Here is a 15,102-nt window from a genome sequence, read left to right on the forward strand (position 1 = left end):
GACTTTGCTAACAGGTTACTCACGTCTCTCTTCCCGCACTGGCTTCACGTGCTGTGGAATGTCGCGGTTATTTGTCGTGACATATTCAACATCAAAGGATCCACGATAGCCAAATAGCGGTCCAAAAAATCTGTTTTTCACTTGCACATTTATTTGGAACTTTCCTTTTTCATCATCGTACCACTCGCAGACATCAGCATATCCGGAGAATATCATTGGAAACCGAAAGCCCAGAATCCCCTCATAAAAAAATTGTTTCCCAGAAAGTAGCCCCATTCCGCCATTCTCCGCAACAAACATATCGATTTCCACTGCCAAATGCTGGTGAGTACCTAAATAATCGATAATTTTGCGTCGTTTTTCACTGTAAATCATCGTAGCATCAAAACGTCTGACTCGGTTTGGAAATTGATATGTCCGAATCCAAGTAACAGTCTCTCGCCCAAAGCTATCCCTGTATGCGTAATTCTCGATCGTGAAAGGAATATGCTTACCACCCTGCGGAAAAAGGATGTTTCGCCAAGTACCTAGTGCTAGGAACGGAAGTGTAAACCATTTACCATACCAAACATGTTCCATAACTCCTTTTCCAATAGACGCTATTTGATWTTCGCTTTCGAAGCTAAATCGTTTTTGGATCTGAGGATGGAGCTTGGCAAAATCTTCACCGAKGGCCTTTTCGTAGATTGAGGTCATGTTTGGTTACCCCTTTCAGGTGAATTTCGGAGACATCTTTTAGCACTTGAAAGCTCTGTTACGTTTAGCAGACTGGTTATCGATAAGGCCATCATCGCCATATTCAGAGTAATTGGGTTGAAAGGCGCTACGTAGGTCGCTGGATGTGATGCCGCACTTAATCCAAGAAGAATTAAAACCATGATATTGAATTTATGCAGTCTTCTTCGGTTTTTGCCGCTCAAAATAAGAAACAAGAATCCGATTACGATTTCTCCTAATCCCATCAAAATCAGGAGTAGCCTTCCGTAGTCAGCAATACCTGGGATACTCGTTAAAATGTCCATTTCCCCCGAATCTGGAACTAACAGCTTTGGTACAAGTCTTTGGTACAAGTCTTTGGTACAAGTCCTTGGTACACCCAAATGCTAAATAAGCTTATTGTTATCACAATCTCCGAAATTGAACGCCTGATCAATACAGATGGAGAAATCCCCTGCTCTAGCCAAAGACGCAAACAGTCAAAACTCCATGCTGTCGCCCACCCCATTATCGGTCGGAATATGAATCCATCGATCCATGTGCCAAATGCGCCAAAACGAGTTCTATAATCATATCTTGTTAAGAAACGGATTCCATCAACTGTAGGCACATAACGCCAAAAGCCGGCTCCATCAGATATTAACGAGATGGGATTAGATGAACTGAACTTCAGGGTAGAGGTCATAATGCCGTCTTTCTCTTTGTTACCTACCGATTCGCCTTCTCCCGCAATACAAAGCCCAAAACCGATTTTGGTTTTATATAAAAAGCGCTGGGGATGTTCTTCATTGGATTTAGGAATATATGTAATCTCTGAGAACCTTAAGTCCCATTGTTGATGCAAATTAGGTGTTTGCGTATATGTCCACAATGTTTCCATTGGTACCTTCATAAGAATTTCTACATAAATGGGTTTTCTATTGATCATGGCTACCTCCTGTTTCCACATTATTTCGATAAATTCCAACTAATTCCTTCTTAATCTGAAAGTAGAAGGAACTCTACGCTATTCTGCTTATTCGTCAATGAAAAAGGGAACAGCTGCCAGACGTGTGATCTGCTCCCTAGATTTAAATTAGATTTTAATCCTGTAAAATGGTCATCCTGCCTTTAAAAAAGTCGACCTCAAAAAATCTGTCAAAGCAAATGAACAATCGTTCTCCCGTTAAAGAAATGACCTCACCTGTCATCTATGGTACGGTTCACCGTAAAGTATCTAAACACAAAGTTCATTTTGACCACAATATATATCAGCATATAAAGACAAAGCCACTCCTTCCAATGGAGTGGTTTCTTTGGATAGAACTTCTCTTTTTATTTCATCTGTTGCTACCTTTAATTGCTTTATATCTTTCGTCCGTCCAAGGGAAGTCTCTTAACGATACAACATCAAAGTTATACTCGTGTAATAGCTGGATAGACTCAAAAGTGAAATTATAACCTATAGCAAGTTTCTTTGCTTCATCATTTAGATTTAGGTTTACCTTTTTCAAGGCTTTTCTTACAGCAGATGAAAGTACCACTTCTTCTTCATCGAAGATAACTCCACATACAACATCTGTCCCTTTAGGAATAACTTGTTTATATCGTGGAGATACAAGTTTTTGTAATTGCTCATAGGTTTTGTTCACAAATGTCATGTGCTTGATATTACTTCTTCCTTCCAATGTATAAAATCCATGTTTTATTAGAATTGTATGAGTCGATAGCTTTACTTTTCTATTACTTGTAATGAATTAACAGACCATTTCCCACTTGAATCTTTTCTAGATAGTGAAACATCTACATTTACTTCTTGATTAGTGCCTGTCACCTTAATTACAAATTCTGCTTTGTCAGGCGTTCCCTTTGTATTTATATAACCTCGAGGTAAAGAACTGAGTTTTTTTATTTCCCCCACCTTTGATAAAACCATCTGATTTTGCATTATTGCTGTTCTTGAAATATCATAAGCATCTGATGACAAGAAAAAGGTGGTTGGGATTAAAATAACAATAACTCCGAATCCTAAAAACATTGCACTTCCAAGGTATTTATTCTTGAAAGAATAAGTAAATAGAACCTTTTTATTTAAAGGTAAATTCTTTTCCTCTTTACTATTACTTCTTATTTTTTGGTAAATATAAGTAACGCATATCAATAGAGCGATAAATAGGAAGCCTTTCATTCCGAATAAATACTGATAGCAAAATAAACCAAGCAAAAGTAAAAACAAAGCTAAATTGAATACGCCACGCCAAATCATTATGATGCCGACCCTACTTTCAACAAATTTACTCTTTGATTTAGTTATGAGTTATGTTCATACAAATATTCAAGAAAACCAATGAATGTATCAGAGCATCTGTTGATTTCTTCTAAGTCCATACCTATAAAAGGTACTTCTACAATAGGCATATTTTCATACCTCGAATCAAAAGCATAAGCAGTCCCTCCACCATCAGAACCAAACAGTACAAGACCATCCGCAAATTCCTTAACAGCGTAGCCTTCATTATCTTCAACTAATTCCTCACTAGACCAAAGAACTAAATATGAGTTTCCTATGATTCCTTCTCCACCATTGAAACGAATCATGAAATCAATGTAATCCTTTGGAAAATTCACACCTAATTGAATACCTGTTTCAACGATTACCTCCTTGCTTGTAGGAGTATTAAATTTTAACTCTTTAATCAAGTAGTCAATGTCCTTAGCCATCCTGATTACCTCCTACCATAAATCGTGGCATTGATTCATATTAGTTTTGTTTATGAACCAATTTCCATATTTGCTTAGCTTTCTTAAAACATTCTTCATACCCAAATGGCTCACCAAAACTAATTGAAAATATCTCTTGTATTCGGCTTGCTAATTCTTCGACTGTATTAGCATCTGCTAAAGATTCTGTGACCCTCTTGATTTCAGAATCAAATTCATMATCAGGTGCATGTGGTAAAAGACMAAACGGATTCCATTCATGAATGACCTTCCTTACAATATCCCTCATATTTATCACCTATTTAATTAATTAGCATATATTTTCATTCTTTCATTAAGCAATAATACCATATACTGGAACGAACGTCTTTATCCCATCGCTTCAAATACCACTTATAGTCGAGCGGTGGAAGCGCTATACCCCTTTCACCACTAAAACAACTTCATTTTGATGCCCCCCTCCTACACAACAACATCAGAACTCCTAGAAAGCCTTCTAAGGCATGTTTGAATCCCACGCAAAGCTTCTTACACACTCCTTTCAGAGCCGTTCATAAGCCCACACAGCCCTTTTCCTACTATTATTTCCATTGTCAAATAGTATACTATTTAGAGGGAGAACGAATTAACTGTAACTCCATGTGTCATAAATTTCGCCTAGCATTTCTGAAATTTTAAAATTGATTTACCATCATTTGAAATATGTAATCAGACAGCTGATACACGAAACAATCGGATGCATTACGGTGAACCGTACCATAAATAGATTGAGATAAAAAATACATGTTCCACCACGTTCTTCTGCCAGTTACCTCAACAGGCTGCCGATTGCCGGCAGCCTGTTGTTTGTTGTACTCTAGTTATCCGTCCCTCGATTCAATGCCATGACATCTCACCAATGTTTTTCCATCGCTTCTTCGCAGTGAGCAAAGCCATTTCTTGAATAAAACTGGACACTGTTGCTGCTGGGCCAAAGAATAAGAAATTCAACTTTATTGTCTTTGGACCATTTTTCCATAGCGATATGAATCTCTGTTCCAATACCTTGGCTTCTAAATGCGGGACGAGTATAGACATTTGTAACATAACCATAGTAAGGGTCTCGCGATTTACCAGGTCTTGGTACTTTATCTATCAATTGCAGATACATATGTGAAACTATGTTATTTTCAAATTCTGCAACCCAAATGTACCAATCTCGGCTTTCAATCGCCTTGATCAAAAACTCACTACAAATCTGGTGAAACTCCTCAAAACTAACCGTACTAACCCCATAATCCTCTGCAGAGAAGTCCCAACGCATTTGAACAAGTTCATCGACATCATCTAAGGTAGCCAATCGTACATTTGCCATTCAATTGCCTCCTAATTTTATATATTACCAATTTATTTAATTGAACTAACATTCGCCCGTTAGTAGTACAATAACAAAGTATATTGACATCTCAATAAACGTATTTAGAGCCAAGTCCCCAATATTTATATTCGTATTCCGTGGGATTGTTTATTAAATGTTCAGAACGTTCTATCCAGTCAATTAAACGAAGTGATTTTGCTGTTTTCTTCACTCTTTCAAGGAGAACAACAAGATTCATTACAGCTTCTTTTTTCCCTGTTTTAACAATATCTCCAGTGAAAACATACAAGCTGCTCAGAAAAAAAGAGAGATGTTTGCATTTTTCATCCTCAATCAGCTCACAGATCATCGGAATGTTATCATTGCTATTAACCGCTAACTCCCAGTCCTGTTCAGGAATTTTCTCACTACTATAAGCCCACGCCCTGATTTCCTGTTGACTTGGATTCCATGCATGTTGTGCATCTTTAAATATCAAATGTATGTTACCCCCTGAATATTATTTATAGATTTCTTGTCTCTTAAGCTCTCGTTCTTATGTTTAGAGTAATAAGAATCGCTAGTTAAATCTCTTCAATAGACTCATCTTTAAAATGAAAATGTTCGTGATGAATAGCATCCATCCCAATTAACTTTCCGTTCTTTTTATGCTAGTAAGAAAAATCATTGTTAATTGGCATCCGAAGCAGTTGATAGTTATTATCTCTGGGCATGGATTCAATTTGCTTTAAGGCTGATTCGCGTGTTGTGAATATGCCAACTGGAAAGAAATTAGKGAATGATTTTGTATTATCCGCTACGGAATCATGGCTATAAAGAAAATAGTTACTGACTTCTTCATGTGGTGTTCTCCTAAGGTTCCAATAGCTTTAGAAAACATTGGATTAAGATTTATTCCCGAAATCGATTTAACTATCTCCCGTTTCTTCGCTGTCAGATATACCATATATATCTACTAATTCAACTGACCTCTTACAACAAAAACAATAATTACTAACAATATTAATATTAATACCAAACCCATGATTCGTGTAATCATTAGGTCTACTTGATTAGGTTCTCGAATCTTATTAGATGCTGCAATTCCCTTTTTCCAGGCCCAGTACGGGTTAATTATTGCAACAATACCGTAAAAAATTGAGGCAGAAAAAAATATAATTAAAAAAATAACTTTTTCCATAATTTTTATATCTCCTGCCTTAAACGTAGCCCCAAATTATTAATTAATACGAAACCCTTAATAGTGCAGGTTCCATGCTTTTGGACATGTATTTCCTTAACGTAATCTTCCTTTAACGGAGAAAAACAAAAAACTGTTGCCCGAAGCAACCGCTATTTCACTAACGTTATCCATTAATAAAGAATGGATTGATCAGTTTTTTTCTATATATTGTTCTGCTTCGTATCCATCGACAGGGAAATCTTCAACTGTAACCGCATTATAATAGAACTCACCAATTGAACAATTAAGATTAATAAAAATGTCTCTTGGATTAACGGACTTATCTTCCCATAAATCATCATGGAATACATACCCTACTTTTAGTTTTTCTAAATCCAATACAATGAAATCTCCGTTTAAACCCCAGCCTATTATTAGTAGCTTTTCAGCAATACACCGCTGATTTTCCTCATATAAATTTTCACTAGGCATCTCATTGACTTGATAAAAGGACACATGGTTGAATCTAATATGCTGGTCAAATGAAAAACGATAGAAGAAATCAATTATTTCATTAGGAATCTGATACTCAACTAGAAAGGAAATCGTCTGTTCTGACGCTTTTACCTTTTGCAGTTCCCCACCAGCGATAATCAGTTTTAATGCCTCCTCAAACAAATCTAAGTCTTTACCCATCTTTCTTCCTCCAAACACACACTTTTTAATCTACCTGTTAACGAAATGAGGCTACCAGCATTTTTTCGGCAGCCCTGTGGCGATTGCTATTCTACTATCGTACTGCGTTTGCTCAAACTTTTGGAGTCAACAAGATCGTCGAACCGAGTAGCTAACTTAATAAATTTTTCACCCCAACCACTATCGATTGATATTTCTTGGAATGATCCAGTTGGACCCAATAAGATTATTAGTTCATTTATTGCTGTATCTTCTCCAAGTTTGATTCGCTGTTCGAGCATATCTATGGTCGTTAGGACATCCTCAACGTTTTCGAAACGCGACCAAGTGACATCAGTATTTGGAGAGTCTATCAAATTCCTTAGTTCAATTAGCAAGTCCAATAAACCGTCGAGGTTGTGCAACTTGTATCACTCCCAATTCTGGTGTCCTGTTGTCATGGTACCATTACCCGTCGTTTGCTTAGCAGCAAATTATATAATGATATGCTTTCTATATTTATCCGATATTGTTTTCATAATTTAACCTCATGTAGTAATGAATCGATATGTTAATTAATAATCCAAGAATTGTTCCAGAACTAAAGCTAATAATGTTTATACCATGAATCATGATTCCCAGAATTCCACCAGCTGGATTGTCATCAGTTATTGGAAACATTGCACCAAAAACAAACAAAAAAATAATAGAGAACACAACGTAAAAAAAGAGAATAAAAACACTAAAGTACCAAAATCGATTTCTAAATAACATTACTGCTGGTGTGGTATAAGCAACGCTGAGTAATATAACCCACCATTCAAAGTAATTTAACAGTTTATCGTGGTAGTAAAATGTTTGAAAGAGTATTTCACCAATTATTGAGTACAGTGCACTTAGTAAAACTACCCACGCCAACGCTGATCTCGCTGTTCGTTTTTGTATCTTCATTAATCTAACCTCAATTTTCACATCACTTTTAATAGTATTTTACCACAATATGGAATAGAGTGAATAAACCTGTTATATAACCGCTTATAGGCATTGGCCTTCGCGCGGCAGTCCACATTGTGTTTTCTTTCGACCAAATTTAAATTCATAAATGTTAGCCTAGTTTTCCAAAGATGTTGGTGGTTGTTACCACACTCTCCCCCGTCCCTCGGTTTAGCGGGGAAGAGGCAGCTGCTTGATGTCAGCTGCCTACACTGTGCTTTATTGAGCTTCCATGTTCCGATAGATTAATACTCATTTCTCGTGCTTCGGATAATATTCTTGAAATAAATGCTTCCATTCGTTCATAAAGTCACTTTGAAAAGTTCTATTGTAATAGCTAATGTGCTCATTCCAGAAATCAATTGAATTACAGTAATAATTACCCAAAATAAACGATGGGTAGTTATGTACTGAACTTGCCATAATCCTTATCTTTTCTGTCTCTTTCCGATCAATTACATTTATTAAACTTTCTATTATGTACTTGATCGGTCTAATACTTTGATAAATCCTTTCAATATTTTTAGTCCTGTTAAATATTCTGACTTTCTTAAGCTTAGAGATAATTGCTGCTTTATATTGGTGGTCTTCAACTAAATTTAATTCATTTATTAACTTATTTATGGAACGATTATTAATTACCAAGTCTTTATGTAACCAGTATTGATACTTATGTAAAAGATTATAAAGTACAGGATTCATTGGATCAGATCTAATAAATATAAAAAGGTAAAATAATGAATCCATAAAGTTTCTTGCATACATTCTCTCTAAAATAATGCTCACCTACTTCTCTTTTTGATTTCGTATCCTATATCTTATGAATTCGTGCAGTTAATTAAACTATCCTCTGTTACTTGAGAAGGCAGCCGATCAAATTGGATCAGCTGCCTTCTCAGAATGTTATTTTACATTCGTTATCCGTTACTTCAAGAAACTGTGCGCATGTTAAAAGCAAAGTCATATTTGTAGCAATCTTATTACACTCATTAAAGCAATAATAAAAACTCCACCCGTCCTATTTATTAGTATTGCAATTTTATCTGGTTTTTCACTTTTGAATTGCGAGACACCTTGATTATTTTTCCTAAGCATAAATTTGTTTATTTCCCACATTTGGCTAGGGAAAATTATTAAGATCAATCCAAATAAAATCCCAATGATTAAAGTAATTGGACTTGTCATATTTAATACAATCCTTTTCTTTGTTAACTTCTAGTTCACCGTTTAACGGCTTAACCGGGAGGTTTACTTACTTGAATCCGGCCATGCATCGCCTTCTTTTCTGCAAACCCAATCAAAATACATTTCAGAACCAAAGGGTTCCTTTGTCATCTTAATCCCATTCTTTGCGATTTCAAGACCCGCTAGATTAATCTGCTTTGTTAAATAAACGAGTACATCATGAATTCCACCATCGCGAGCAGATTGTGCAATTAATGCAAAAACCTCCTTTTGTTCTAGCGATAACTCAGCTAGTACCTTGTTTATCCTTTCGTTTTCAACAGTCCGTGGCCAACCGTTTCCCATTATCCTACGTGAATACACAGCAGGACGAAGCTCCACTAAATCATCAATAAATGTTTTGTAGAATTCTAATTCCTTATTATCCAATGTTATTTCATTCCCTCTATTCTGAGCTTTTTATTGGAGTCGATCGATCGAACAAGTTCGTTCTGCGTTAGCGGAATCAATGATTATTCTCCTGAATACTTGTTTGCAGTAATTGAATAATGGTATATCTCAATATCCTCATCAATAAATCCTCTACGTTGTGCTGCTAACAATGTTTCATACATATTCTTTCGACCTACAGGATTATCTGTATGTAAGTAAATTTTGCTAGCCCTTAAACCATTCTCACAAAAGTATTTAACGAAATCGTAACCATTACGTAATTCATTTCCATTCTCATCTTCGCCTAAGTCATGATCAAGTGATAATAGTTCTATTGAATGCTCTTGAAAACATTGTATTGCTTCTTCAATTGTTCTTGCGATAATAAAACCCTCTGGGCAATCMCTTAAATCATCTAGATAAAGATTGACCTTCACTGTAATCACCTCTGGACTAGTTCTGTATCTAACCGCGTTTGAGCAACGCAATGCGTTAGCATAGTTCTAAAAAACAAATTCCTTATCGTTATTTTCCTCATCAACATAACTAATCTTATGGATCGTTTTCCAGTTACCCCAATTTTTAATACTATCTACCTCAACACGAAATAATTCTTTGTATGGAACACTCATCGGACTAGAGAAATCGTAGAAGACAAGCTCATAAGGACATGCCCAGTAACACCCATCAACCACTATTAGATTTTTTTGCTGGAAGTATATTATTTCAGCCCAGCAKGGTCTGTCAAATCTTTTGTGTAAACTCATTAAAAAGAAACCCTTCTCCCCGAGGGGAGAAAATTTTCAACGCAGATGCTGACCGATGCGGTCTGGGTAAAAAACAGATAGCTGGAGCAGCATCTGTCCCCAATTTTGGACGCGGCCTGTCCACTTTCGTGTGACGTCCATCGTGGCTAAATAGAGCATTTTTAAGAGAGCTTCGTCCGTGGGGAAGATGCTCTTTCCTTTGGTTACTTTCCGAAGCTGACGATGGTAGCTTTCAATAATATTAGTCGTGTAAATGAGTTTGCGGATTTCGGGCGGGTATTTAAAGAAAGTCGCCAACTCATCCCAGTTATTACGCCAGGAACGAAGGATGAGAGGGTACTTGGTTCCCCAAGCTTCCTCGAATCGGTCGAGTTCAACCAGAGCCATTTCTTCAGATGCAGCTTTGTAAATGGGCTTAAGATCGGCCGTTACCTTCTTCAAATCCTTATAGGAAACATAGCGGGTTGAGTTGCGTATTTGGTGGATGATGCATTTCTGGATCTCTGTCTTTGGATAGCAGGCCGAGATGGCTTGTGTGAAGCCGGTTAAATTGTCTACACAGGTAATTAAGATGTCCTGCACACCACGGTTTTTCAGGTCGTTTAGGACACTTAACCAGAACTTTGCAGACTCATTTTCACCGATCCACATGCCTAGTACATCCTTGTTTCCGTCGAGATCAATCCCGATCACCATGTAGGCTGCTTTGTTCACAATAGCCCCGTCCTGCTTGACTTTGAAGTGAATCGCATCAAGGAAAACAACGGCGTAAACACCTTGTAAAGGGCGGTTCTGCCACTCCTTGATGAGCGGAATGATCTTGTTCGTTACATTGGAAATAAGCGTCGGTGAGACCTCAATCCCATACATGTTTTCGAGATGATCCTGAATGTCTCTGGTGCTGACTCCCTTGGCATATAAGGCTATGATTTGGTCCTCAATGCCCGTTACATTCGACTGGTGTTTCTTGACCACTAAGGGCTCGAACTCACCTTGTCGGTCGCGAGGAACAATAATTTCTTGCTCACCATACTCACTGGTTACGCGCTTCTTGCTCTTTCCGTTACGGCTGTTCGTGGTTGTTTTGTTCTCCACTTCATGCTTTTGATAGCCCAAGTGTGTGTCCATTTCCGCTTCTAGCATTTCTTGAATCGTCTCTGCAAACAAATTCTTCAATGCGTTTTGGGCATCTTGAGCCGTTACCAATTTATTCTCCTTGATAAATTCGCGGAGCTGCTGCTTTGTCCATAATCCCACGTGTTCTCCCCAACCTTTCCTATACTTCCATTTTAATAGGTTTAGGAGTTTACACAATCTATTTTACAGACTCGCCCAGCAGAACCCACGACCTTTATAAGCTTCTTCGGGGATATAATGTTTAGTTTGTCTATTCAATAAATCAACAACTGAATACCCCTGATAATCAAGTCCACACAATAGGTATTCTGTTCCATTTACCTCCACCCAACTATATAAAAATGGGTCAAGGTTTCTATAGATAGTGTCAATAATATTGTTGTCACTGTCCGTGACTATCCCTTTAGTGTAATTGTACCTGGTAATGCCTTCCTCATGATTATAGTGATGGACTACCAGCTTGAATTTCTTCGATGGTGAATTAATAATTTCAGTTTCCTCTGGTTTGTGGAACATTTCTTGAAAATAATGCATCATCTCAGTTCTCTCTTTGAGAAATTGAGAGTCTTTAGCGATATTCCTCATATTTATTCACCTCACACTTCTATTACAAATAGTACCATCTTATTAGACTGGTTATGTCAGAGTTTCAGAATATTTTCTCGCCACATCTTCTAATACCTGACTTAATTTTTAATGATTCAATTACCCCTCTGGCTATCACTCTATTTGTCGTTAATTCAAATTTCATTCCAGGTTTGATTAAATGATTCGGTGACTCTTCTTTCTCATGGAAAGCTAAATACAAGTCTGCAGTTGTATCTCTTTGAGTATTTGGAGATTTGTGAAATTCAATTACTGCACTCCATAAGCCATATATTAACTCCCTATCTTCTTCAAAAATGATGRGTATTGAGAAGTTTCCAACTGGAATTATACTTTGCCCGCCTTCTTCGGCAGTCAGGAAATATATCTTTACCGTTCCTACTGTCTTCATGATTTTATCAACTCTCTCACCGTATTTCAGAAAACTTCATATTTATTGATGTATGTTGAGCTTTAGTTTTGTGTTAGTTTTGTGTTAGTTTAATGTTGTTCCAATCTTTTGAAATTTGTCCATTCGCTACAGCGTTTTAGATATTCGTTCATTTCATTACCAATTTCAATAAACATACCCAATGTCTTCTTAAACTCGATCCCAGTAAATTCATTAGCCCATTTAGATAGAAATTCACTTTGATCATATTTGAATCCTTTAAATTTAAGCCCAAAATTTTCCTCATTAAAATTTACTGAATAATTAACCGGTACTAAACTTCGATGTTTGGTAGTATTTACAAAAGCGTTTAGATATTTAAACTCCATAGATTGCTGAAGATGCTCAATTTTTTCAACAATGACTTTTGCATTATTTTGGTTGCTAATTACCTTGTATACTGATAGTAAAGAAATATGTTTGGGATTTTTAAACTTTGATCTCAAATCCATAACGCAAACTATTAGATGGGCATAAATATCTGCAAGCGAATGCAGGGATTGAGCATAGGCAATGATGTGAGATTCGGAAATAAAAATACTTCCCCAAAATTCCTTCATCGTTTCTAAATCCGTTGAACGTTTAAGTATTTTACCAACGGCATCAACAATGGGAGGTACATTGTTGTTTGCGGTTCTATTCATAATTTTTTGATATTCTTCAATATGAAATTTACACATATTCACTTTCCATGTTATTGAAAGTAAAGTTGAATCTACATCAATAAAATCGTTAGTTGAAAAATGGATTTTTGCAAGTTCTCTAAACTCGTTTATAAACCAATTCTTTTCTTCCAAAAATAACACCTCGCAAAATTGATTAGTATTGTATTCACAAGTTATGTACAGACCTTTTTGAAGCCTGTGCCTCTTTGATACGCCTCAAGATATCCACAATTTTTAGTCCTTCAATATCCTTTATATCAATTCCATAAGCTTCAGCAATTTTTAACTGTTTTTCATTAAGCGAATCGTCAGTCCAGCAGAAATCATACATTGATGATTCGTCAGAAATAAATATTCCGTTATAATCAATTTCAAATATTACTTTAAAAAATTGAACAGCAGCAGTATCAAAGCTTCCTATCTTTTCAGCACTTGCAAATGTCAATTTCATTTTAAGACCTGGTCTAGGTAATTCCCGACCTTCCGACTTATATTTCTCAAATTTTTCTCTAAGTTTTAAAAATGCTTCTTTTTTTGTATATCCATCGCCATTCATTGTATTCCAATTAATTATTCTTGCTTCCCAAGGGTACATAGTAAGATTGGTATCAGTAAGATCTAACATCTCTTGCTGTCTGTATTCAATTGGATAGTCACGAAGGGACCAATTTGATTTAAGTTTTGAAATGATTAGCTTATAAATTGTTTTAATTGATCTTTTAAATCTAGCAAGTTGACTCATGACCATCTTATCTCCTTTAATAAATAGTAATCTAAAAATAACGCTCTTTCCTACTCTATTCCAATATTATACATAGGTTCGAAAGCATTTGTGGCTGCATTTTTGCAATTACCTGCCCGATGCCTCAATAAGTAAAGCAGGTCGCTACGGCGCCTGCTTTACTTATCTGGCCTTAACGATTGGAATTTTAAGTATCGTGTTCCCGTTCTATTCAAGTCTCTTTTTAGCAAAACCTCTGATAATCTCATTGTCACATTGAGCAAGCAACTCTAATTTCCTTCTAGATTCAATAGTATTTATTGCACTTAATGCCCATGTACATTTTCTTGCAAGTGCAAAATTCTCATCAAAATCAAGATAATCTAACTTTAGCAGTGCAGCGGCATACAAGCTTTCAATGCTTTCAGGAGATTTCAAATCTTGTAGACTTCTTGCGATGTCCTCATGTCGAGAGTGCGAGTCACTCACAAGCAACTCGCACAAGATAGGGACTGATTTTTCTGTGAATAGGTCAAATCCTGCAAATAATGTAAATTCAACATCATCTGCGTTTCTTTCCACAAGTGCTCTTTCTAATAATCTTATTATTTTTTGCTCAGGATGCTTACCACTAAAGAACTCATTTCTAAATTCATCCTCCGAAATGTTCCTGCTCATTAGTTTGATTACTAAATCTCGTTCAAGCTCTGTCATTTCTTCCCTCCCACTTTTTCAAACTATTATAAAAAAATAATCACACTTGACCTGCCATCTATGGTACGGATCACCGTAATGTATCTAAGCACAAAGTACAGTTTGACCACCAATATACATCAGTATATAAAAGACAAAGCCACTCCTGACTAAACTGTACCCTATCGAGTAGACACTTTAAAAAAGTCTCTCGATAGGGTACTTTTATTTATATCAGAAAAGATGGGAATGGGAAAATGAAATGAGTAAGAAAATATTCACAGATAACGAAATCAAGTCGCTATCTATCAATCCTTATGATACTGATGCGTTTAAACAATTGTTCATAACAGAAAACGGCAAAGGCAAGTTGCCTAGAGAAATATTTGAAGAATGTGGTTTTGACGTGACAGTCATTGGGATACAAAGAGTCAGATCCTCAGGAAAGAGATGGCGTGCGAGTTACCAGGAGAACGGTGTTCTAGGTTTGCAGGATACGAGAAGCCAAGGGTCTGGTAGACCTCTTACAAGGGAACTGACGATGGAAGAGAAGTATGCCAGGTTGGAGGCTCAGAACAACTTATTAAAAGCGGAGAACGAACTGTTAAAAAAGATCCGTTTTGCAGAAAGGAGGGAGAACAAAGGATAGCATTGTCTCATGATCAAAGATACGTACTCATCCATACCATTATCAAGAAATATGAGCTCCACCGTATGGTTAACTATTTATGTAAAGTTGCCGAGGTTTCCAAGAGTGGATACTACAGGTACTGGACTTTCGAGGCACAGCAAAAGAGAAGCCAGCGGGAGCAACAAGATGAACAGGTAAAAGAGATCATCTTAAAGGCTTATCATTTCAAAC

At 36.6% G+C, this 15,102-nt stretch carries 21 protein-coding genes and 1 pseudogene; 2 read left to right on the top strand and 20 right to left on the bottom strand.

Translation table 11 applies throughout. The annotated features are described in order from the left end of the window. Positions 1-15: 15 nt before the first annotated feature. The 20 genes from AB4114_RS29795 to AB4114_RS29890 form a co-directional block, all read right to left on the bottom strand. The gene (locus AB4114_RS29795) at positions 16-696 is read right to left on the bottom strand and encodes a DUF4166 domain-containing protein (protein WP_441991654.1); all 681 of its coding nucleotides are present in this window, start codon (positions 694-696) and stop codon (positions 16-18) included. Continuing rightward, positions 693-1,022, bottom strand: a complete 330-nt coding sequence (locus tag AB4114_RS29800; protein WP_441991655.1) for a DoxX-like family protein — start codon at positions 1,020-1,022, stop codon at positions 693-695. Before AB4114_RS29800 ends, AB4114_RS29795 begins: the two co-directional genes overlap by 4 nt. A 17-nt stretch (positions 1,023-1,039) precedes the next feature. Further along, positions 1,040-1,645: a hypothetical protein gene (locus tag AB4114_RS29805; RefSeq protein ID WP_441991656.1), complete on the bottom strand. Its 606-nt coding sequence runs from the start codon at positions 1,643-1,645 to the stop codon at positions 1,040-1,042. Between the two features lie 391 nt (positions 1,646-2,036). Further along, positions 2,037-2,357: a hypothetical protein gene (locus AB4114_RS29810; protein ID WP_441991657.1), complete on the bottom strand. Its 321-nt coding sequence runs from the start codon at positions 2,355-2,357 to the stop codon at positions 2,037-2,039. Between the two features lie 71 nt (positions 2,358-2,428). Then, positions 2,429-2,962 (bottom strand): hypothetical protein, encoded by a 534-nt coding sequence (locus AB4114_RS29815; protein ID WP_441991658.1) that lies wholly within the window; start codon positions 2,960-2,962, stop codon positions 2,429-2,431. Positions 2,963-3,006: 44 nt separating this feature from the next. Continuing rightward, complete coding sequence (locus tag AB4114_RS29820; RefSeq protein WP_441991659.1) at positions 3,007-3,417, bottom strand: SMI1/KNR4 family protein; 411 nt, start codon at positions 3,415-3,417, stop codon at positions 3,007-3,009. 40 nt (positions 3,418-3,457) lie between these two features. Beyond that, a complete protein-coding gene (locus AB4114_RS29825) occupies positions 3,458-3,706 on the bottom strand; it encodes a DUF1871 family protein (RefSeq protein WP_441991660.1) in 249 nt (82 codons plus the stop codon). 603 nt (positions 3,707-4,309) lie between these two features. Continuing rightward, on the bottom strand, positions 4,310-4,771 hold the full coding sequence (locus AB4114_RS29830) for a GNAT family N-acetyltransferase (protein ID WP_441991661.1): 462 nt from the start codon (positions 4,769-4,771) through the stop codon (positions 4,310-4,312). A gap of 91 nt (positions 4,772-4,862) precedes the next feature. Then, positions 4,863-5,252 carry a hypothetical protein gene (locus AB4114_RS29835; RefSeq protein ID WP_441991662.1) on the bottom strand — a complete coding sequence of 130 codons (390 nt, stop codon included), beginning with the start codon at positions 5,250-5,252 and terminating at the stop codon, positions 4,863-4,865. A 477-nt stretch (positions 5,253-5,729) separates the two neighbouring features. Then, positions 5,730-5,954, bottom strand: a complete 225-nt coding sequence (locus AB4114_RS29840; RefSeq protein ID WP_441991663.1) for a hypothetical protein — start codon at positions 5,952-5,954, stop codon at positions 5,730-5,732. 192 nt (positions 5,955-6,146) lie between these two features. After that, positions 6,147-6,632, bottom strand: a complete 486-nt coding sequence (locus AB4114_RS29845; protein WP_441991664.1) for a hypothetical protein — start codon at positions 6,630-6,632, stop codon at positions 6,147-6,149. A gap of 498 nt (positions 6,633-7,130) precedes the next feature. After that, the gene (locus tag AB4114_RS29850) at positions 7,131-7,562 is read right to left on the bottom strand and encodes a hypothetical protein (RefSeq protein ID WP_441991665.1); all 432 of its coding nucleotides are present in this window, start codon (positions 7,560-7,562) and stop codon (positions 7,131-7,133) included. 1,290 nt (positions 7,563-8,852) lie between these two features. Beyond that, positions 8,853-9,218, bottom strand: coding sequence for a DUF6547 family protein (locus AB4114_RS29855; RefSeq protein WP_216855209.1), 366 nt, complete (start codon positions 9,216-9,218; stop codon positions 8,853-8,855). 83 nt (positions 9,219-9,301) lie between these two features. Further along, positions 9,302-9,667, bottom strand: a complete 366-nt coding sequence (locus AB4114_RS29860; RefSeq protein ID WP_441991666.1) for a cyclic-phosphate processing receiver domain-containing protein — start codon at positions 9,665-9,667, stop codon at positions 9,302-9,304. A gap of 357 nt (positions 9,668-10,024) precedes the next feature. After that, positions 10,025-11,245, bottom strand: coding sequence for an IS256 family transposase (locus AB4114_RS29865; RefSeq protein ID WP_441991667.1), 1,221 nt, complete (start codon positions 11,243-11,245; stop codon positions 10,025-10,027). 63 nt (positions 11,246-11,308) lie between these two features. Further along, a complete protein-coding gene (locus AB4114_RS29870) occupies positions 11,309-11,710 on the bottom strand; it encodes a hypothetical protein (protein ID WP_441991668.1) in 402 nt (133 codons plus the stop codon). Positions 11,711-11,774: 64 nt separating this feature from the next. Beyond that, positions 11,775-12,122: a hypothetical protein gene (locus AB4114_RS29875; RefSeq protein WP_441991669.1), complete on the bottom strand. Its 348-nt coding sequence runs from the start codon at positions 12,120-12,122 to the stop codon at positions 11,775-11,777. 89 nt (positions 12,123-12,211) lie between these two features. Further along, positions 12,212-12,958, bottom strand: a complete 747-nt coding sequence (locus AB4114_RS29880; protein WP_441991670.1) for a hypothetical protein — start codon at positions 12,956-12,958, stop codon at positions 12,212-12,214. 34 nt (positions 12,959-12,992) lie between these two features. Further along, a complete protein-coding gene (locus AB4114_RS29885) occupies positions 12,993-13,568 on the bottom strand; it encodes a hypothetical protein (protein WP_441991671.1) in 576 nt (191 codons plus the stop codon). 207 nt (positions 13,569-13,775) lie between these two features. Further along, positions 13,776-14,261: a hypothetical protein gene (locus AB4114_RS29890; RefSeq protein WP_441991672.1), complete on the bottom strand. Its 486-nt coding sequence runs from the start codon at positions 14,259-14,261 to the stop codon at positions 13,776-13,778. Positions 14,262-14,502: 241 nt separating this feature from the next. Here AB4114_RS29890 and AB4114_RS29895 point away from each other — a divergent pair, with 241 nt between their 5' ends. Together AB4114_RS29895 and AB4114_RS29900 are read left to right on the top strand one after the other, a co-directional pair. Next, positions 14,503-14,889: a hypothetical protein gene (locus tag AB4114_RS29895; protein ID WP_441991673.1), complete on the top strand. Its 387-nt coding sequence runs from the start codon at positions 14,503-14,505 to the stop codon at positions 14,887-14,889. A 2-nt stretch (positions 14,890-14,891) separates the two neighbouring features. Continuing rightward, a pseudogene (locus AB4114_RS29900) lies at positions 14,892-15,102 on the top strand (IS3 family transposase); the annotation flags it as partial.

The sequence above is a fragment of the Paenibacillus sp. 2RAB27 genome, from assembly GCF_052115445.1.
In the GTDB taxonomy this organism is placed as follows: Bacteria; Bacillota; Bacilli; order Paenibacillales; family NBRC-103111; genus Paenibacillus_E.

What these genes read in the sequence shown, in the direction of transcription:
- AB4114_RS29850 (WP_441991665.1), bottom strand. Translation starts at nt 7,562, where the DNA reads ATGAAGATACAAAAACGAACAGCGAGATCAGCGTTGGCGTGGGTAGTT.
- AB4114_RS29870 (WP_441991668.1), bottom strand. Translation starts at nt 11,710, where the DNA reads ATGAGGAATATCGCTAAAGACTCTCAATTTCTCAAAGAGAGAACTGAG.
- AB4114_RS29815 (WP_441991658.1), bottom strand. Translation starts at nt 2,962, where the DNA reads ATGATTTGGCGTGGCGTATTCAATTTAGCTTTGTTTTTACTTTTGCTT.
- AB4114_RS29810 (WP_441991657.1), bottom strand. Translation starts at nt 2,357, where the DNA reads ATGACATTTGTGAACAAAACCTATGAGCAATTACAAAAACTTGTATCT.
- AB4114_RS29805 (WP_441991656.1), bottom strand. Translation starts at nt 1,645, where the DNA reads ATGATCAATAGAAAACCCATTTATGTAGAAATTCTTATGAAGGTACCA.
- AB4114_RS29820 (WP_441991659.1), bottom strand. Translation starts at nt 3,417, where the DNA reads ATGGCTAAGGACATTGACTACTTGATTAAAGAGTTAAAATTTAATACT.
- AB4114_RS29830 (WP_441991661.1), bottom strand. Translation starts at nt 4,771, where the DNA reads ATGGCAAATGTACGATTGGCTACCTTAGATGATGTCGATGAACTTGTT.
- AB4114_RS29895 (WP_441991673.1), top strand. Translation starts at nt 14,503, where the DNA reads ATGAGTAAGAAAATATTCACAGATAACGAAATCAAGTCGCTATCTATC.
- AB4114_RS29800 (WP_441991655.1), bottom strand. Translation starts at nt 1,022, where the DNA reads ATGGACATTTTAACGAGTATCCCAGGTATTGCTGACTACGGAAGGCTA.
- AB4114_RS29840 (WP_441991663.1), bottom strand. Translation starts at nt 5,954, where the DNA reads ATGGAAAAAGTTATTTTTTTAATTATATTTTTTTCTGCCTCAATTTTT.
- AB4114_RS29845 (WP_441991664.1), bottom strand. Translation starts at nt 6,632, where the DNA reads ATGGGTAAAGACTTAGATTTGTTTGAGGAGGCATTAAAACTGATTATC.
- AB4114_RS29885 (WP_441991671.1), bottom strand. Translation starts at nt 13,568, where the DNA reads ATGAGTCAACTTGCTAGATTTAAAAGATCAATTAAAACAATTTATAAG.
- AB4114_RS29890 (WP_441991672.1), bottom strand. Translation starts at nt 14,261, where the DNA reads ATGACAGAGCTTGAACGAGATTTAGTAATCAAACTAATGAGCAGGAAC.